The following is an 18116-nucleotide window of genomic DNA, read 5'->3' as shown; positions in this document are numbered from 1 at the left end:
TTCACGGTAACGCCGAGATCCGCGCGTGCGACAGCCGTTCTGCTCAGAGCAGAAACGCGCTCAGTCGGCGAGCTGCTCTGCGAGGAATGCCGCCTGCTTCTCCCAGTGCAGTCCCTGGCCGCCTTCGTGCTCGTTGAAGGGATACTCGACGACCTCGGATGATCCGCCCCAACGGTTGTGCGCAGCGTACACCGTCGAGGGCGGGCAGATCGGGTCGAGCAGGGCGACCGAGAACAGTGCGGGGGCGGTGGCGCGCCTGGCGAAGTTCACGCCGTCGAAGTACGACAACGTCTTGAAGACGTCTGTCACCGCTTCGCGGTGCACGGCGAGATACCGCACGATCTCCTGGTACGGATCGCACCCAGTCATGCCCACCGCACGCTCGAAGTGGCACAGGAAGGGCACTTCGGGCATCGCCGCGGCAAGGCCGGTGGCAAGTCCCGCCGCCGCGATCGCGATGCCGCCGCCCTGGCTTCCGCCGCAGATGGCGACGCGGGCGGAGTCGACGCGCTCGAGCGAGCGGATCGCGTCGATGGCGAGCACAGCATCGGTGAACACCCGGCGGTAGTAGTAGCCGTGCGGGTCTTCGATTCCGCGGGTCATGTAACCCGGCCCTGCGGGTCCTGACCCGTGCGGATCGGCGGTGGTGCCGCCGGCGCCCCAGCCGCTTCCCTGGCCCCGGGTGTCCATGAGGAAATATGCGTAACCCGACACGGCCCACCCGAGACGCTCGTGCGGAAGACCCCGCCCGCCTCCGTAACCGATGTACTCGACGACGGCGGGCAGCGGCTCATCGGCACCCGCCGGCAGCAGCAGCCATCCGCCGATGGGATCTCCGCCGAATCCGCTGAAGGTGACGTCGTACACCTCTACGGTCTGCAGGGGCGAGTCGATGCGCCGCAACTGGATCGGCTGCGCGAGTGCACGTGATTCCGTGAGCGTCTGCTCCCAGAAATCATCGAAGTCAGCGGGCTCGGCCACTTCGGGGCGGTACGTGCGCAGCTCATCTACGGGCAAGTCGAAACGCGGCATTGCGGAGTCCTTCACTCGGGGGTCGCCCGGCAGTTTATCTGTGCACGCGGCCCTGCGTGATCTCGTCGGACGGTTCCCGCGGGGCAGTGCACTCGTTAGGCTTGTCGGCGAGCTCCGAGTCTCGTTTCTCCTCACAAATCCGCAGCCCCATCTCCTCCTGTTCCGACCTGGTTCGGCACCGCGGAGATCGTGCGGACGCACAGTTCCGAAAGGTGGAACCCATGACCGATTCCGGCGAGAACCGCACAACCCAGGATGGGGATTTCTTCGATCAGCTCGCGCAGGGGCAGTCCCGCGAGCAGGATAGCTTCACGGTCGGGTTCCGCGGATACGACCGAGGTGAAGTGGATGCTGCCGTCGCAGGACTTCGCATGCAGGTGCAGCGCGTGGAGAACGAGCTCGCTGACGCTCGGTCTGGCGTGAGCCGCGATGTCGAGTCAGTGCGCGAAGAACTCGAGGCGGCACGCGCGGAGAACGAGCAGCTCGCCGCGGAGCGTGATGCGCGGATCGCAGAGATCGAGCAGCAGCAGGCGGAGAGGATCGCCACGGCTCATGCCGAGGAAGTCGAGCGCATCGCCGCACTCGAGGCTGATCTCGCCGCCGCCCGTGCGCAGGTCGAGGAGGCCGAGCAGCAGATCACGGCACTCTCGAACGAACTTGTAGATGCGCCTCGGAGCGATGAGGACACCTCGGGGTCCCGTCTGCAGTTCGAGGCCGTTCTGCGGGTGGCGGAGGAGCAGGCCACCGTCCTCATCGAGAACGCCGCAGTACAGGCCGAGCGCCTGCTGCAGGCTGCGCGTGAGGAGATCGATGGTCGCCGTGCCGAGCTCGCCGCCGAGGTCGACCGCGTCAGCACGCAGGCCCAGCACGATGCCGATCAGGTGCGCCTGCGCATCGACACCGAGTACACCGCGCACGAGGCGGGCATCGAGCGCGAGGCGGCCCACGCCGCGGAGAAGGTCAATCAGGCCGAGCAGGAGGCGGCGACCATTCGCACCGAGGCCGAGAAGGGCGCCGCTGCGCTGCGCTCGATGGTCACTCGCGAGACGACGCAGCAGCGGTCGGATGCTGAGCGCGAAGTCCGCGAGATGAACGCCCGCGTCCTCGAGTTCGAAGAGACCCTGACCCGCCGTCAGGATGATGCGCAGCAGGAATTCCTGTTGCTGCACAACCAGGCGGTCGCACACGCGGAGCGCATCACGACCGACGCGAACGAGCAGGTCGCGTCGTCGCTCGAGCACTCGAAGCGGATCTCCGCGAAGGCCGACGATTATGAGCGGCTGATGCGCTCGCAGTCGCAGGCCATCGAGGCTGATGCGCAGATGCGCGCACGCGAGACCCTCGACCGGGCGCGCCAGAAGGCGCAGAAGATCGTCAGCACCGTCATCGGTCACACCACCGATGTGCTGCGCGATGCGGAGGACCGCACCCGTCAGCTGCGCTGGCAGCAGCAGCAGCTGAACAGCTTCATGGCCGAGGTGCGCGAGCTGATCCGCCCAGACGGCGTGCTCGGCGCGGATGCTGCCGAAGACGGCGATACGGATGACGCCGATGACGTGGACGTGCTCGAAGAGGGCGACGAGATCATCGAGTTGGCCCCGGATGAGGACGACGACGATGAAGACGACCAGGATGAAGAAGAAGAAGACGACGACGAGGACGACGAGGACTGATCCATGACCAATCTGGTGACCGCTACCGAACTGGCTGACCTGATCGCTGCGGAAGCCGTGCGCGTCCTCGACGTGCGGTGGCAGCTGGGCAGGACAGACGGTCGCCGGGAGTATCTGACAGGTCACATCCCCGGTGCGGTGTTCGTCGATGTGGAGAAGGATCTGTCGCGATCCGGCGATCCGGCTGAAGGACGGCATCCGCTTCCCTCGACCGAACAGGTCCAAGAGGCCGCGCGACGTTGGGGTCTCGATGACGGCGATGCCGTCGTCGTGTACGACGACGCCAGCGGAATCTCCGCCGCTCGAGCCTGGTGGCTGCTGTCGCACGGAGGCGTTGACGTGCGCGTGCTGGATGGCGGCTGGGCCGCGTGGAAGGCGGCAGGCGGTGACGCCGAGAGCGGATCGGCGGAGTACACCCCCGGCATGATCACTCTGACCGATGTCTCGGGCGACAGCCTGACGATCGACGAGGCGGCAGCCTTCCCCGAGCACGGGGTGCTGCTCGACGTTCGCGCAGCAGAGAGGTTCCGCGGCGAGGTCGAGCCGATGGATCCGATCGCAGGTCACATCCCTGGCGCGGTGAACCTGCCGACCACTGTGCACATCGGTGAAGACGGCACGCTGCGCGGCGCGGATGAGCTGCGCGCGAACTTCGCGGCCGTCGGCGTCAACGGCGACACCCCGGTTGCGACCTACTGCGGTTCAGGGCTCACCGCTGCGCACACGGCACTGGTGCTCGCGGAGGCAGGAATCGACGCGAAGATCTTCCACGGCTCGTGGAGCGCGTGGTCGAATACCCCGGGTCGTCCCATAGCTACGGGCGCGTAGACTGGAGTGATCACCCCGGAAGACCGAGGATCCGTCATGTCTGCCCCTGCTCGCACGTTCTCCGTGCGCCACATTCAGTTGCTGCGCGCACTGTTCGCTGCGGCATCCGCACTCATGATCACGTTCTCCTCCGATCACTCGGCCGCCGTCGGCTTCGCCGTGTTCGGTGGGTTCGCGGCCGCCAGCGGGTTCCTCCTGATCGTCGGGGCTTGGATTGTTGCATCCGCCGGCAATCGCTGGCCGTACATCCTGCTCGCCGTCATCGACCTCCTCGCGGCGATGGCCAGCAGCGTCCCGACCTGGCGCACCGACGGTGCATTCTTCATCGTCGTGATCGTCTGGGCGGCAGCATCCGGCCTCGTCGAGCTGATCGCGGGTCTTCGCGGTCGTCGTACAGACCCGACCTCGAAAGACGCCATCACGATCGGCGCGCTGGGTCTCGTGCTCGCGGTCGTGCTCGTGTTCATCCCGTCCGACTACGCACTGCAGTACTCGGTCGAGGGGGCGGGAGCGCTGACGCTCTCTGGAATCATCCTCGCGGTCGGCATGTTCGGCGGATACACCGCGATCGTCGCGGTCTTCCTCGCGATCGCCGGCTTCTCGCCGAATCGTCCCTCGTCATCGGGTGTGGCATCTGCGACAGACGGGGATGCTGATTCCACCGCATCCGCGAGCAAATCGGTCGAATCGGGAGGCACCGCGTGAGCGAGAAGAAGTCGACACGTCGAGAGCTGCTGCGTCCGCTGCATCTGCTCGGCATTGCGCTGGGAACCGGGCTCTTCGCCGCGATCGTGACGTTCATCTCGACCGGCGCATTCACGGCGCGCGTGAACAGCGCGATCGCGGGCGGAACCTACACCGGTCTCACCCCGCTCATGCTGGGACTCGTCGTCGGTGGGGGCGCATTCATCGTGACGCTGCTCGTCATGTCGATGCTGATCCTCGCGGTCGACCCGCGCGAGTATGAGAAAGAGACGCTCGAGCGTCCCGTGCTCTACGACGAAGAGTCCGACGAAGTGTCCGGCGACGACCAGACCGGCCCCACCACCGGTTCTGCACCGACGTCCTAGAGCACAGTCTCGGCAGCATCCAAGGCGACGTTCGCAGCTCGCCTGCCCTCATCGATCAGGCGACTGACGTCACGCATCGTCCACTGAGCCATCCGCTCCATCTCGGGTTGGATCAGGATGACGTTCGGGTCGCGAGCAAGGTCAGCGGTCTGCGTGATCGTGCGCATCATGCGGACGTTCTCCCACTTCGCATGCAGATGCACGACGATCACACGCTCGGCACCGAGCTCTTTCGCGGCCGCGTGCGGAACGTTGTCGATCATGCCGCCATCAGCGAGCAGCCGGCCATCTGACCGCACAGGTGGAAGGAGCCCTGGGACGGCGATCGTTGCGCGCAGCGCCGTACTCAGCGGGCCCTTGCTGAGCGTCACGGCGCGACGCGTGCGCAGGTCTGTGGCGACGGCTCCGAAGCGGCGAGGGAGCTCCTCGATGAGCGGGTCGTGGCCGAGGAGTCCGTGGATCGCGTCGGTAGTGATGGCGGTGTCCAGCAGTCCCCAGCGCGGCCGCAGGGTCCACTTCGCGATCCTGTTCCAACGGAACCGGCGCGTGATGTCTTCGATAGCCGCGCCGTCCAGACCCGCAGCGTACGCCGATCCGACGAGGGCGCCGGAGCTCGTGCCGGTCACGATACCCGGACGGATGCCGCGCTCCTCGAGAACGAGGAGCACCCCCGCGTGCGCGGCGCCGAAGGCACCGCCGCCGCTCAGCGTCACGGCAAGCGTCGCGTCATCGCCGTTCGGCTGCGCATCTGTGGGCACGAGGTGACCGTACCACCGACTCGCTGCGGCGCAGCGGTCGCGCTACTTCGCGAGTCGCTCGGCGATACCGGTGTAGCTTGCGGGCGTGAGTGCGAGCAGGCGCTGCTTGGCGGCGTCGCCGATCTCGAGACCCCCGACGAACTCCGCCAGCTCTGCGGCGCCGACGCGGTGTCCGCGAGTGAGTTCCTTCAGCAGCGCGTAAGGGTCGCTGATCGTCGAACGGCCAGCGACGACCTCTGCGCGGATGACGGTCTGGATGGCTTCGGCGAGGACCTCCCAGTTGTGATCGAGGTCGTCGAGCAGAACCTCGCGCGCGAGCGAGATCTCGCCCAGGCCGCGGCGCAGGTTGTCGAGCGCGAGCAGCGAGTGCCCGAACGCGACCCCGATGTTGCGCTGCGTCGTCGAATCGGTGAGGTCGCGCTGCATGCGGCTGGTGACCAGCGTCTGCGAGAGCGAGCCGAGCAGGGCCGCCGACAGCTCGAGGTTCGCCTCGGCGTTCTCGAAGCGGATCGGGTTGATCTTGTGCGGCATCGTCGACGATCCGGTCGCACCGGCGACGGGGATCTGCGTGAAGTAACCGATCGAGATGTACGTCCAGATGTCGGTCGCGAGGTTGTGCAGGATGCCGCCGGCGTGACGCATCCGGTCGTAGAGCTCGACCTGCCAGTCGTGCGATTCGATCTGGGTGGTCAGGATGTTGAAGCCCAGACCCAGTCCCTCGACGTACTCGCGGGCGATGGTGGGCCAGTCGGCGTCGGGGTCGGCTGCGAGGTGCGCCGACCAGGTGCCGGTCGCGCCGGAGAACTTCGCCAGGTAGTCGGATGCCGCGATCTGGGCGCGTACGCGCTCCAGACGCCATGCGAAGACGGCGAGCTCCTTGCCCATGGTCGAGGGCGTCGCGGGCTGTCCGTGCGTGCGGGAGAGCATCGCGGCATCCGCCTGCTCAACGGCCGACTCGCGGAGCTTGGCGATCACGGCATCCAAGCCGGGGAGCCAGACGTTCTCGACCGCGCGCTTGACGGTCAGTGCGTAAGAGACCGAGTTGACGTCTTCACTCGTGCACGCGAAGTGGGTGAGTTCGGCGATCGAGTCGAGCCCGAGGGCCTGGAGCCGGTCGCGCACCAGGTACTCGACAGCCTTGACATCGTGACGGGTGACGGCCTCTTTCTCGGCCAGCCAGTCGATCTCGGCCTGGCCGAAGTCGCGGTAGAGGCCGCGCAGGCGCTCCTTGTCAGCATCCGCCATGGGAGAGGTCTCGAACAGCGAGCGATCGGTGAGCGCGATGAGCCACTCGACTTCGACCTCGACGCGAGCGCGATTCAGGCCTGCCTCAGAGAGGTAGTCACCCAGAGGGGCGACCGTGGCGCGGTAACGGCCATCGAGGGGGCTCAGGGGCTGCACGGGGAAAGCGTTCGGGGTAGTCAGGGGAGTCCTCCTGATCGGGCCCCTCAGTTCTGGGGCGACGTGTACTGCGATGGCGTCGTGCGGGGCTGAGCGCGCAGCCCACGATTGCTGCGCAGCGCGGGTTCGAGCTGACGGAACAGGCCTCGGCTCGCCGTCTCAATCATAGCCAGCACCGAATCGAACGTTGCGGTGTCAGCGTAGTAAGGGTCGGGGACATCGAGGCTCTCGGCCGCGCGATCGTAGGCGAGCAGAAGGGTGACCTTGCCCTCCTGATCTTCGTCGCGCGCCCACTGGCGCAGGATGCGCTCATGGGTGCGGTCGAGTGCGACGATCAGGTCGTTGTCGGTGAAGGATGCCGCGGTGAACGGTTTCGCGCGGTGGTGGGAGCCGTCGTATCCGCGGCGTTCGAGTGCTTCGATGGTGCGCACGTCCGCACGCTCTCCCACGTGCCACTCACTCGTGCCGGCGCTGGTCGAGACGATGTGCGACCCGAGGCCCTGATGTTCGGCGAGGTCGCGGAAGACCACCTCGGCCATGGGCGAGCGGCAGATGTTTCCCGTGCATACGAAGAGGACGCGGAAGGGATCCGTCGGGGACACCCCTCCATTGTGCAGGTCGCCGACTCGTTCTGCACAGCGATTGTTCGGCGGAGAGTTCGCACGGTTCGCGGGTTCTCGGTGTTCGGGCGGTGCCTCGGCGGATCATCCTTGCCTCATGTGGAATTTCATCGCGGCCGCCGCTCCTGCCTCTGATGCCCTGTTCGCCTGTTATTCAGCACAGCGAGCGCTGCGCGACGCGATCGCCGCACACGAAGAGGCAGCGGCGGCACTCGTTCCGCTCATCGCCGACAGCGAATGGCACGCGAAGGGAGTGATGGCACTGCACGAGCTCCTTATCGACCTCAGAGCCCGAACCGCAGGAGAAGCCCTGGAGCTCGAGAATCGCCTGTACGAGGTGCAGGCGCTGGTGGCGTCATGAGCGACGAGATCGAGGTCACGCACGGAGGTGCGATCGCCGTCGATCCCGATGCGCTTCGCGGTGTCGCCGATGCGCTCGTCGCGCTCGCGCCGAGATTCGCGGATGCCGCAGCCGCAGCCCGTCGCGCGCACGGATGCCTCTTGTCTGTGCCCGGCGCCTCCGCCGCGATCGACAGCACGGCGCTGTGGGGGAGTGCGGACCGTGCGGACGCTCTGCAGGTGGAGTGCCAGACCGCGGGAGAGGGCACCGCGCTGATGGCCGATGCGTATGAACTCGTCGAGCGCAGGGTCGAGCTCGATGCGCTCGCCATCCAGGGCACGGCGCCGTCTGATGCTCTCCTGGATCGCATCGCAGAGCTCGAAGCATCAGACCCGCGGGTGAGCGAGATGCGAGTGTGGCTGCTGGCCGGGTGGCAGGAGCGACGCTTCGAGGGACTCGACGACCAGTATGAGCTGGAGTGGAAGGGCGTCGGCACGGGCCTCGACACGGGAGTGCTGTTCGCGATGTCGGCGATGCTGGGCGCGGCAGGCATCGGGCGATTGCTGCCCGGCGCGCGTCTGAGCGGAGATGGCGGGCCCGTCTCGCTCACGCCCGTGCGGTCTGCATCGCCGATCGGGCCCCCGAACACGATCGCCGAGGGACTCAGACGGCTCCCGGACGCTGCTGGCGCCCAGATCAAAGTCGAGAAGTATGCGATGCCCGACGGATCACGGAAGTTCGTGCTCTACGAAAAGGGAACGCAATCGGGCGGATACGGCGGAAAGAATCCCTTCGACCTGAAGTCGAACATCGAGTTGTACACCGGCCAGGAGTCCGCCTCATACGCGGCGACGGTCGAGGCGTTGAGAGAGTCGGGCGCCCAGGCCGGCGATGAAGTGCATGTCTACGCCCACTCTCAGGGCGCGATGAATTCGGCGTACCTGTCATCGCAGGGCGAGTTCGACGTGACGGTGCAGGTGACTGCGGGGAGCCCGGTGCATCCGACCGTCAGCGATCACCAGCTGCTGATCGAACTGCGCCACACCGATGACATCGTCAGCAGTCTCGCCGGTGGTGGGGTGCCCGCGGGGACCGGCTCTCCTGACAGCATGGTCGTCACCCGGGTCGGCGATGCGACGCGAGAACTGCATGATCTCTGGGCCCACACGCACTTCGAGGAGCAGTACATCGAGACCGCAGAGCTGCTCGAAGCATCCGCGGATGTGCGCCTTGAGGCATGGCGCGACAAGATGCGGGAGCTGAACGACGCCGTCTCGATCGAGTCGACGGAATACGTCGCGAAACGGGAGTGAGGGTCAGTCGCGACGCTTGTTCTTCTGCGGGCGCAGGATGCCGCCGAACACGGCGTTGATGATCGCGATGATGATCGCCGCGAGCACGCCCCACCAGAACGATCCGAGCGTCAGACCCCAGCCGAAGCCCGACGTGATCCAGGCGGTCAGCCACAGCAGGAAGCCGTTGATGATCAAGCCGATCAGACCGAGAGTGAGGATGTACAGCGGGAACGCGATGATCTTGATGACCGTGCCGATGATCGTGTTCACGAGCGCGAAGATCGCGCCGACCGCCAGCAGGGTCAGCACGAACTGCAACATCTCGCCGGGAGGGAACGCAGTGATGTCGACCTGCAGTGCAGGGATCAGCGTCACGACCCATAGGGCGAACGCGTTGATGACGACTCGGATGATGAAGCGCATAGTGATTTCAGTCTCGCACGGCCGATGTCGGATGTCAGCGAATGTGCGTGCGGAACGCTTCGGCGATCTCGTCGAGTGTTGCCTTGCTCTGCGCAGTGCGGAGCACGAGCTCGAACGCCGTGTTGGTGCTCATGTCGATCACCACACCGTTCAGTTCGAGAAATGTCAGCGTGATGACCCAGGAGAAGCGCTTGTTGCCGTCGAAGAGCGGGTGATTCTGGCTCAACGACGAGAGGAGGGCCGCAGCCTTAACTTCGAGCTCCGGGTACGCCTCGGTGCCGAACATGGAGCTCGACGGTCGCGCGAGTGCAGACGACAGTAACCCGATGTCGCGCACATGAAGACCGAGCGCGTCAAGCACACCGACGGCATGCGGGAGCTCGACATAGACCGTCATGCGTCTTCGAGCTTCTTCAGCAGCTCGGAGTACCGGTCAGCTACGTTGAGTGCGATACCCACCGCCTGCTCGGTCGTCACTTCCTCACGAAGGAACCGGTCAGCCGCCTGGATCAAGAGCGCGTGCTTCGATGTGTGCCGGCGAGCTGCGAGCTCGCCGAGCTGCTGGTCGATCTCCTCAGGGAGTCGTACATTCATGGCCATACCAAAATGGTACCATCGCAACCTCGCTGCCGCCAGACCCATCGCTCGTAGACTGAGCCCGTGACCGAGCCGATCCTTCCCCGCATTCGTCCTGAGATCGCCGCCCTCGCGCCGTACCGTCAGGGCACGCAGGCGGGCCCTGACGCGTTCAAGCTCTCCAGCAACGAGAACCCGTTCGAGCCGCTCCCGTCGGTCATCGAAGCGCTCGAGAGCACGACTCCGATCAACCGGTACCCGGATGCATCCGCCACGCGCCTGCGCGAACGCCTCGCCGCCCGCTACGGCGTCGAGCTCGACGAGGTGCATGTCGCCAGCGGCAGCGTCGCCATCCTGTACCAGCTCGTGCAGGCCGCAGCATCCGTCGGCGACGAGGTCGTCTACGCTTGGCGCTCGTTCGAGGCGTACCCGGGACTCGTGCTCGTCTCGGGAGCGACGGGGGTGCAGGTGCCGCTCATCGAGTCGGACGACCTCGACCTCACCGGACGCCACGACCTCGACGCCATGGCGGATGCCGTCACCGACCGCACCCGCGCGATCATCGTCTGCACGCCGAACAATCCCACCGGTCCCATCATCACCAGCACCGAGTTCGCCGCCTTCGTGAAGCGCGTCCCCGCCGACGTGCTGATCATTCTCGATGAGGCATACGCCGAGTTCGTCGCCGTCGAAGGCGCCGTCGACGGCCTCGGGGAGCGGGTCTTCGAGAAGCATCCGAACGTCGTCGTGCTGCGCACCTTCTCCAAGGCGTACGGGCTCGCCGGTCTTCGCGTCGGCTACGCGATCGGGCACTCGAAGGTGCTCGATGCGGCTCGTGCCACCGGTGTCCCGCTTTCGGTGACCTCCGCAGCCGAGACCGGAGCCATCGCGAGTCTCGATGCCGAAGCCGAGCTGCTGCAGCGGGTCGCAGTGATCGTGGAGCGGCGCACCACCCTCGTCGCGGCGCTCCGCGCACAGGGATGGGCGGTGCCGGACAGCCAGTCGAACTTCGTGTGGCTGCCCACGGGTGAGCGCACCGTTGAGATCGCTGCGGCCTTCCATGCCGCCGACATCGTCGTGAGGGCGTTCGCTGGCGATGGCATCCGTATATCCGTCGGCGAGCATGAATCCGTGGAGAAGGTCCTACAGGTTGCGCAATCCGTTGTGGCACCCCTCCAGCAAGAGAACTGAGAGAGCGGCTAGCGTAGAACGGTGACTTCGTCAGAGACCGAATTCGTCCGCGTCCTGGAGGCGGATGGCACTTACGCCCCCAATGCCGCCGCAGAGCAGTATCTGCCGCTGATCGAAGCGATCAGTGACGCGGAGCTCGAGCAGTTCTATCGCGACATGGTCGCCATCCGCGCCATTGACAACCAGGCGACCAACCTGCAGCGACAGGGCCAGCTGGCCCTCTGGCCCCCGAGCCGCGGGCAGGAAGCCGCTCAGGTCGGTTCCGCGCGAGCCGCGCGCGCGCAGGACACCATCTTCCCCTCGTACCGGGAGCACGCAGTCACCCGCATCCGCGGCGTCGATCCGCTCGGCATCATCAAGCTCATGCGCGGCGTCTCGCACGGCGGCTGGGATCCCACCGACCCGGCCAACGGCAACACGCGCCTCTACACTCTGGTGCTCGGGTCGCAGACCCTGCACGCCACCGGGTACGCGATGGGGCTCGCCTTCGATGGTCGCAGCGGCACCGGCGACCCCGAGCGCGATGAGGCTGTCATCGTCTACTACGGCGACGGCGCCTCCAGCCAGGGCGATGTGCACGAGGCCATGGTGTTCGCCGCCAGCTACCAGGCGCCCACCGTGTTCTTCCTGCAGAACAACCAGTGGGCGATCTCCGTCCCTGTCGCGACCCAGACCAGGGCTCCATTCGCGCAGCGCAGCGCCGGCTACGGCATCCCGAGTGTTCGTGTCGACGGCAACGACGTGCTCGCAAGCTATGCCGTCTCGCGTATTGCGCTGGACGAGGCGCGCGCAGGCGGTGGCCCGCGCGCGATCGAGGCAGAGACCTACCGGCTCGGCGCGCACACGACCAGCGACGATCCCTCGAAGTACCGCACGGCCAACGAGGAACAGTCATGGGAGAAGCGCGATCCGATCACGCGCATGCGCGCATTCCTCGAGAACAAGGGCGCGTCGGCATCCTTCTTCGATGACGTGGATGCCGAGGGCGCCGCGGCAGCCGACGACCTGCGCGTGCGCACTCTCGAACTCGGACCGCCCCCGGTGAACACGATCTTCGATCACGTGTACAGCGATCCGCATCCGCTCATGGATGAGCAGCGCGCATGGCGCGAGCAGTACGAGGCTTCGTTCGAAGGGGGAGCGCAGTGACTCTCGAGACCATGCCGCTTGCCAAAGCGCTCAACGCCGGCATGCGCGCCGCGATGGAGAACGACCCGAAGGTCCTGCTCATGGGCGAGGACATCGGAAAGCTCGGCGGTGTCTTCCGCATCACCGAGCACCTGCAGCGCGACTTCGGCGAGAGGCGCGTCCTCGACACCCCGCTCGCCGAGTCGGGCATCGTCGGAACCGCGATCGGCCTCGCCATGGCAGGATTCCGCCCGGTGTGCGAGATCCAGTTCGACGGCTTCGTCTTCCCCGCCTTCGATCAGATCACCTCGCAGCTCGCGAAGCTCACCAACCGGCACGAGGGCGCGGTGTCGATGCCGATCGTGATTCGGATTCCGTACGGCGGACACATCGGCGCCATCGAGCACCACCAGGAGAGCCCAGAGGCGTACTTCGCGCACACTCCGGGTCTGCGCGTGGTCTCGCCGTCGACGCCGAACGACGCGTACTGGATGATTCAAGAAGCGATCGCCTCGAACGACCCGGTCATCTTCCTCGAGCCCAAGAGCAAATACTGGCAGAAGGGCGAGGTCGATCTCGAGCAGTCGGCCGTGCCGCTGCACACCTCGCGCGTGGTCCGCACCGGAACCGATATCACTCTCGCAGGTCACGGGGCGATGGTGACGACGCTGCTGCAGGCGGCCGCCCTCGCCGAGGGCGAGGGAACCAGCTGCGAGGTCGTCGATGTGCGCTCGCTGTCGCCGGTCGATTACGGCCCCATCCTCGATTCGGCGCGCAAGACCGGTCGCATGGTCTACGCGCAAGAGGCTCCGGCCCACATCAGCGTCGGCAGTGAGATCGCCGCGACCGTGATGGAGCGCGCCTTCTACGCGCTGGAGGCTCCCGTGCTGCGGGTGTCGGGCTACGACGCCCCCTTCCCCCCGGCGAACCTCGAGGGAACCTTCTTGCCGGATGCCGACCGCATTCTCGAGGCCGTCGACCGGTCGATGGCCTACTGATTCCCACCCCGCTCCCTGAGCCTGTCGAAGGGCACCACCCATGAGCACGCAGAACTTCACCCTCCCGGACGTCGGAGAGGGACTCACCGAGGCGGAGATCGTCACGTGGAAGGTCGCCCCCGGCGACACGGTCGCGATCAATGACGTGATCGTCGAGATCGAGACCGCGAAGTCGCTCGTCGAGCTCCCGTCTCCCTATGCGGGTGTCGTCGGCGAGCTGCTCGTGGCCGAGGGCGCGACCGTCGAGGTCGGCACCCCGATCATCAGCTTCGCATCGGATGCCGCGGCCGCTGCGCCTTCGGCCCCTGCAACCCCGGCGGCAGAAGAAGCAGGCGGAGCAGTGCTCGTCGGCTACGGAACCGGTGCCGGTGCGACCTCTCGTCGCACGCGCCCCGCCGTGCGACCGGTGCGCTCCTCGGTCGGCGTGATCGCGAAGCCCCCGATCCGCAAGCTCGCGCGCGACCTCGGTGTTGACCTCTCGACGGTCACCGCGACCGGCGCCGACGGCGAGGTCACCCGCGATGACGTCATGAAGCACGCGTCGCAGGCGAGCGTCTTCCGCAACATCGAGACTCCCGAGTGGGGTGCGGTGCGCGAAGAGATCGTGCCGGCACCGGCGAATGCGCCGGGCGGCCTTGCGCGCGGAATCGCGCCCACGCCGCGGCCGGTCGGGGCGGATGCTGAGCGCACCGAGTCGATCCCCGTCAAGGGCGTGCGCAAGGTCAGCGCTTCGGCGATGGTGCAGAGCGCCTACTCCGCACCGCACGTGACGGTGTGGAAAGAGGTCGACGCCACCCGCACGATGGAGCTCGTCAAGCGGCTGAAGTCGTCGCCGGACTACGCCGACATCCGTGTCTCACCGCTTCTGATCGTGGCTCGTGCGGTGATCTGGGCTGTGCGCCGCAACCCGATGGTGAACGCTGCCTGGGTCGAGACCGAGGATGGCGCCGAGATCGCCGTGCGCCACTACGTGAACCTCGGAATCGCGGCGGCGACTCCGCGCGGACTGCTCGTTCCGAACATCAAGGATGCGCAGGAGCTGAGCATGAAGGACCTCGCCCGCGCGCTGAACCGACTCACGCTCACGGCTCGCGATGGCAAGACGGCTCCGGCGGATCAGCAGGGCGGCACGTTCACGATCACCAACATCGGTGTGTTCGGGATGGATGCGGGCACCCCGATCATCAACCCGGGTGAAGCGGGAATCCTCGCCATGGGCACGATCACGCAGAAGCCGTGGGTCGTCGACGGCGAGGTGCGCCCCCGCTACGTCACGACGGTCGCAGGATCCTTCGACCACCGCGTCGTCGACGGCGACGGCATGAGCCGCTTCATCGCCGACGTCGCCAGCATCCTGGAAGAGCCGGCACTGCTCGTCGACTGAGCCCGCTCCCGCCCGCGCCGCCTCCCTCGGCTCGTGAGAATCGCTTTGCCCGGTGAGAATCGCTTTGCCCGGTGAGAATCGCGTTCGCAACGCGATTTTCGTCGCGCACGGCAATTCTCGCGGCAGGTGAGAGGCGGATGCTGCGGCACGTGTCCGCCCGTCCGTGAGTCCGTGGTGAGAATGATTCTCATTAGCGTGTAATATCAGAGCATGCAGAAATTCAACGCCGCCGCGATCCTCGCCGCATCCGTGCTCGTTCTCGCCGGATGCTCCGGCACAACGAGCGACAGCGTTGACGACGGACTCATCCACGTCACTGCCAGCACGAACGTGTACGGATCGCTCGTCGAGCAGATCGGCGGCGACCGGGTCGACGTCACCACGATCATCGACTCGACAGCTCAGGACCCGCACTCCTACGAGGCCACTGCGCGCGATCGCCTGGCCGTGCAGGGTGCCGATCTGGTCGCCCGGAACGGCGGCGGGTACGACGCGTTCATCGACACGCTGCTCGACGGATCCGACGCACACGTCTTCACGGCGGTCGAGTTCTCGCACGACTACCCCGGCAACGCCGGACACGACGGCGAAGCGGACGAGCACGCCGACGAGCACGCCGAAGGCGAAGAAGGCCACGACCACGCCGACGAGGGCGACCACGAGGGCCACGATCACATCGAGGGCTTCAACGAGCACGTCTGGTTCGACCCGCACACGATGATCCACGTCGTCGAGGGGCTGGCTGAAGAGCTCGGCGAACTCGAGCCCGAGGGTGCTGCCGACTTCACCGCCGCGGCCGATGAGATCATCGCCGACCTCGAAACGGCCGAGGCCGAGCTCGAAACGATCAAGGCCGATGCACACGGTGCGGGAGCGTTCATCACCGAACCGCTGCCCGGCTACATCGCGGCATCCGCTGGTCTCAGCGATCTCGCCCCGGAAGGCTTCGCGGCAGCAGTGGAAGAGGGGCGTGACGTCCCGCCCGCCACGATCCTTGAGTCTCTCAAGATCATCGAGAGCGGCGACGTGAAGGTCGTACTCACCAATGCGCAGACCGGCGGCGGCGAAACCGAGCGCATCGAGGATGCCGCGAAGACCGCTGGCATCCCGATCGTGGCGTTCACGGAGCTGCTCGAGGACGGATCGTCGTACTCTGAGTGGATGCACGACGCGATTCAGAGCCTCGCCGACGCGCTCCGTTCGTGAGTGCGGTCGCTCGTCAGGCGCAAAGGGCGAGCGCAGCTCCGGTCCTCGAGATCAGCGGCGCTGCCCTCCAGCGGGGCGACCGCGAGCTGTGGTCCGGCCTGGATCTGACGGTCGAACCCGGCGAATTCATCGCTGTGCTCGGGCCCTCCGGGTCGGGGAAGACGACTCTGATGCGGGCGATTCTGGGTCTGCAGCCGCTCAGCAGCGGCAGCATCCGGGTTGCGGGCCAGCCGGTGCATCGGGGAAATCCGCGCATCGGCTACATTCCGCAGCAGCGTCCGCTCCCGCCCGACACGAGCATGCGCGCGCGCGATGTCGTAGCTCTCGGCGTCAGCGGAACGAGGTTCGGATTCCCGATTCCACGCCGTGGCGACCGGGCCAGAGTCGATGCCCTCCTCGAAGGCGTGGGCGCATCCCACTTCGCAGAGCGCCCGGTGGGTCTGCTCTCCGGAGGCGAGCAGCAGCGGCTGCGAGTCGGACAAGCGCTCGCCGATGAGCCCACCCTTCTGCTGTGCGATGAGCCGCTGTCGAACCTCGACCTGGCCAACCAGGTCGGGATCACCGAGATCATCGATCGACAGCGCAAAGACCGAGATGCCGCAGTGCTCTTCGTCACCCATGACATCAACCCGATCCTCGGTCGAGTCGACCGCATCCTGTACATCGCCGGCGGGCGCTTCGTGCTCGGGACGCCCGACGAGGTGCTGCAGAGCCGCGTGCTCACCGACCTTTACGGAACCCCGGTGTTCGTACTGCGCGCCGGTGACCGGCTGGTCGTCGTCGGCGCTCCGGACACCACGCCGCACCACGACCACGACGAGGACGACGCATGATCGTGCCGCTGCTGGACTGGAGCGACGTCTTCTCATTCCAGGACTACGGCGCCCTCGTCGCGCTGCTCGCGAACTCGATCATCGCCGGCGCGGTGCTCGGCGTCGTCGGCGGTCTGATCGGCGTCTTCGTCATGCAGCGCGATCTCGCGTTCGCCGTGCACGGGGTCAGCGAACTCTCCTTCGCCGGTGCCGCAGCAGCGCTGCTGTTCGGTGGCAGCGTCGTGGCGGGATCCCTCGGCGGCGCCCTGGTCGCGGCGATCCTCATCGGCATCCTCGGATCCAAGGCGCGCGACCGCAACTCGATCGTCGGCGTTCTCATGCCGTTCGGCCTCGGTCTCGGCATCCTGTTCCTCTCGCTCTACGACGGCCGAAGCGCGAACCGCTTCAGCCTGCTCACCGGGCAGATCGTGTCGGTCTCGAGTCCGGACCTCGGCTGGCTGATCGGGATCAGCGTGGTCGTGCTGCTGGGACTGCTGCTGATGTGGAACCCGCTGCGATTCGACTCCCTCGACCCGATCGCGGCGTCGGCGCGCGGCATCCCGACCAGGCTCGTGAGCCTGACGTTCATGGTGCTGCTCGGACTCATCGTCGCCGTCAGCGTGCACATCATCGGCGCGCTGTTGGTGATGGCGCTGCTGGTGACGCCAGCGGCCGCCGCCATGCGGGTGACCGCAGGACCTTTGGCGGTTCCGCTGCTGGCAGCGCTGTTCGGGTTCGTCTCTGCGGTCGGGGGCATCCTGCTCGCGCTCGCCGGCACGCTGCCGGTGAGCCCGTACATCACCACGATCTCGTTCCTCATCTACGTCGGATGCTGGATCGCTCAGCGCATCCGCGGACGAGTGCGGCGCCGCGCTGCTCCCAGGACCGCCACAACGCTTCCGGCCTAGAATCAAGGGCATGGCTCAGCGGAACACCTGGCAGCGCGAACGCGTGCGCGAAGCACTCGCCGACGCGCGCGGTTTCGTGAGCGCACAGGGGCTGCACGCCACTCTTCGCGAAGAGAACACCGGCATCGGCCTGGCCACGGTCTACCGAGCACTGTCGGGCCTCGCGGCCGCCGGCGACGCCGACTCGTTGCAGAGCCCCGAGGGCGAGGCGCTCTACCGCGCATGCACGAGTGAGGGTCACCATCATCACCTGATCTGCCGATCCTGCGGGCTGACTGTCGAGATCGAAGCGAAGGACGTCGAAGCCTGGGCGAAACGCACCGCGGCCCTGCACGGTTTCACAGACGCAGAGCACGTCGTCGACATCTTCGGGTTGTGCACGCCGTGCGCCAATGAGCGCGCAGCCGAAGGCCAGGCGTGAGCAGCCGCACGTCGACGCGGCCGCACCCTTCGACAGGCTCAGGGCGCAGGAC

Annotated in this window: 21 protein-coding genes; 14 read left to right on the top strand and 7 right to left on the bottom strand. The window is 66.7% G+C overall.

Annotated features, from left to right (window positions below; all coding sequences use genetic code 11):
* Positions 1-60 precede the first annotated feature (60 nt).
* Positions 61-1032, bottom strand: a complete 972-nt coding sequence (locus ACN0RC_RS05160) for an acetylxylan esterase (protein ID WP_417509452.1) — start codon at positions 1030-1032, stop codon at positions 61-63.
* A 221-nt stretch (positions 1033-1253) separates the two neighbouring features.
* On the opposite strand from ACN0RC_RS05160, the gene ACN0RC_RS05155 reads away from it, so the two are divergent.
* From ACN0RC_RS05155 to ACN0RC_RS05140, 4 genes are read left to right on the top strand one after another with little or no spacing between them, the layout of a single operon-like run.
* Positions 1254-2705: a cell division initiation protein gene (locus ACN0RC_RS05155; RefSeq protein WP_417509450.1), complete on the top strand. Its 1452-nt coding sequence runs from the start codon at positions 1254-1256 to the stop codon at positions 2703-2705.
* Positions 2706-2708: 3 nt separating this feature from the next.
* Positions 2709-3533 (top strand): sulfurtransferase, encoded by an 825-nt coding sequence (locus tag ACN0RC_RS05150; RefSeq protein WP_417509448.1) that lies wholly within the window; start codon positions 2709-2711, stop codon positions 3531-3533.
* Positions 3534-3569: 36 nt separating this feature from the next.
* On the top strand, positions 3570-4238 hold the full coding sequence (locus tag ACN0RC_RS05145) for an acyl-CoA synthetase (RefSeq protein WP_417509446.1): 669 nt from the start codon (positions 3570-3572) through the stop codon (positions 4236-4238).
* Positions 4235-4603, top strand: a complete 369-nt coding sequence (locus ACN0RC_RS05140) for a hypothetical protein (protein WP_417509445.1) — start codon at positions 4235-4237, stop codon at positions 4601-4603. Before ACN0RC_RS05145 ends, ACN0RC_RS05140 begins: the two co-directional genes overlap by 4 nt.
* Here the strand turns inward: ACN0RC_RS05140 and ACN0RC_RS05135 are convergent.
* Genes ACN0RC_RS05135 through ACN0RC_RS05125 form a run of 3 tightly spaced genes read right to left on the bottom strand, consistent with a single transcriptional unit; the run spans position 4600 to position 7364 of the window.
* Complete coding sequence (locus ACN0RC_RS05135; protein ID WP_417509443.1) at positions 4600-5361, bottom strand: patatin-like phospholipase family protein; 762 nt, start codon at positions 5359-5361, stop codon at positions 4600-4602. The genes ACN0RC_RS05140 and ACN0RC_RS05135 overlap by 4 nt on opposite strands.
* A 42-nt stretch (positions 5362-5403) precedes the next feature.
* Positions 5404-6762, bottom strand: coding sequence for an adenylosuccinate lyase (purB, locus tag ACN0RC_RS05130; RefSeq protein ID WP_417509441.1), 1359 nt, complete (start codon positions 6760-6762; stop codon positions 5404-5406).
* Positions 6763-6809: 47 nt separating this feature from the next.
* Positions 6810-7364, bottom strand: a complete 555-nt coding sequence (locus tag ACN0RC_RS05125; RefSeq protein ID WP_417509439.1) for a low molecular weight protein-tyrosine-phosphatase — start codon at positions 7362-7364, stop codon at positions 6810-6812.
* A 115-nt stretch (positions 7365-7479) separates the two neighbouring features.
* On the opposite strand from ACN0RC_RS05125, the gene ACN0RC_RS05120 reads away from it, so the two are divergent.
* Positions 7480-7743: a hypothetical protein gene (locus ACN0RC_RS05120; protein WP_417509437.1), complete on the top strand. Its 264-nt coding sequence runs from the start codon at positions 7480-7482 to the stop codon at positions 7741-7743.
* Entirely contained in the window at positions 7740-9035 is a 1296-nt protein-coding gene (locus ACN0RC_RS05115) for a hypothetical protein (RefSeq protein ID WP_417509436.1), read from the top strand. The genes ACN0RC_RS05120 and ACN0RC_RS05115 overlap by 4 nt, the downstream gene beginning before the upstream one ends.
* Positions 9036-9038: 3 nt before the next feature.
* Here ACN0RC_RS05115 and ACN0RC_RS05110 read toward each other — a convergent pair whose 3' ends face one another.
* The 3 genes from ACN0RC_RS05110 to ACN0RC_RS05100 are packed head-to-tail and all read right to left on the bottom strand — an operon-like array spanning position 9039 to position 10040.
* Positions 9039-9440: a phage holin family protein gene (locus ACN0RC_RS05110; RefSeq protein ID WP_417509434.1), complete on the bottom strand. Its 402-nt coding sequence runs from the start codon at positions 9438-9440 to the stop codon at positions 9039-9041.
* 34 nt (positions 9441-9474) lie between these two features.
* Positions 9475-9837, bottom strand: a complete 363-nt coding sequence (locus ACN0RC_RS05105) for a type II toxin-antitoxin system death-on-curing family toxin (RefSeq protein ID WP_417509432.1) — start codon at positions 9835-9837, stop codon at positions 9475-9477.
* The gene (locus ACN0RC_RS05100; RefSeq protein ID WP_417509431.1) at positions 9834-10040 is read right to left on the bottom strand and encodes a ribbon-helix-helix protein, CopG family; all 207 of its coding nucleotides are present in this window, start codon (positions 10038-10040) and stop codon (positions 9834-9836) included. The genes ACN0RC_RS05105 and ACN0RC_RS05100 overlap by 4 nt, the downstream gene beginning before the upstream one ends.
* A 60-nt stretch (positions 10041-10100) precedes the next feature.
* On the opposite strand from ACN0RC_RS05100, the gene ACN0RC_RS05095 reads away from it, so the two are divergent.
* The 8 genes from ACN0RC_RS05095 (at position 10101) to ACN0RC_RS05060 (ending at position 18064) form a co-directional block, all read left to right on the top strand.
* Complete coding sequence (locus tag ACN0RC_RS05095; RefSeq protein WP_417509429.1) at positions 10101-11207, top strand: histidinol-phosphate transaminase; 1107 nt, start codon at positions 10101-10103, stop codon at positions 11205-11207.
* Between the two features lie 21 nt (positions 11208-11228).
* Positions 11229-12356, top strand: coding sequence for a thiamine pyrophosphate-dependent dehydrogenase E1 component subunit alpha (locus tag ACN0RC_RS05090; RefSeq protein WP_417509427.1), 1128 nt, complete (start codon positions 11229-11231; stop codon positions 12354-12356).
* 11 nt (positions 12357-12367) lie between these two features.
* Complete coding sequence (locus tag ACN0RC_RS05085) at positions 12368-13333, top strand: alpha-ketoacid dehydrogenase subunit beta (protein WP_417509657.1); 966 nt, start codon at positions 12368-12370, stop codon at positions 13331-13333.
* 40 nt (positions 13334-13373) lie between these two features.
* Positions 13374-14717 carry a dihydrolipoamide acetyltransferase family protein gene (locus ACN0RC_RS05080; protein ID WP_417509425.1) on the top strand — a complete coding sequence of 448 codons (1344 nt, stop codon included), beginning with the start codon at positions 13374-13376 and terminating at the stop codon, positions 14715-14717.
* Between the two features lie 210 nt (positions 14718-14927).
* Positions 14928-15923: a metal ABC transporter solute-binding protein, Zn/Mn family gene (locus ACN0RC_RS05075; protein ID WP_417509423.1), complete on the top strand. Its 996-nt coding sequence runs from the start codon at positions 14928-14930 to the stop codon at positions 15921-15923.
* Positions 15920-16756 carry a metal ABC transporter ATP-binding protein gene (locus ACN0RC_RS05070; RefSeq protein ID WP_417509421.1) on the top strand — a complete coding sequence of 279 codons (837 nt, stop codon included), beginning with the start codon at positions 15920-15922 and terminating at the stop codon, positions 16754-16756. The genes ACN0RC_RS05075 and ACN0RC_RS05070 overlap by 4 nt, the downstream gene beginning before the upstream one ends.
* Positions 16753-17643: a metal ABC transporter permease gene (locus ACN0RC_RS05065; protein WP_417509419.1), complete on the top strand. Its 891-nt coding sequence runs from the start codon at positions 16753-16755 to the stop codon at positions 17641-17643. The genes ACN0RC_RS05070 and ACN0RC_RS05065 overlap by 4 nt, the downstream gene beginning before the upstream one ends.
* Positions 17644-17653: 10 nt before the next feature.
* On the top strand, positions 17654-18064 hold the full coding sequence (locus ACN0RC_RS05060; protein ID WP_417509417.1) for a Fur family transcriptional regulator: 411 nt from the start codon (positions 17654-17656) through the stop codon (positions 18062-18064).
* Positions 18065-18116: the final 52 nt, after the last annotated feature.

This window comes from Microbacterium sp., assembly GCF_048259935.1.
In the GTDB taxonomy this organism is placed as follows: Bacteria; Actinomycetota; Actinomycetes; order Actinomycetales; family Microbacteriaceae; genus Microbacterium.
Note: the sequence above shows the minus strand (reverse complement) of the source record. Positions and strands in the feature narration are given on the sequence as shown.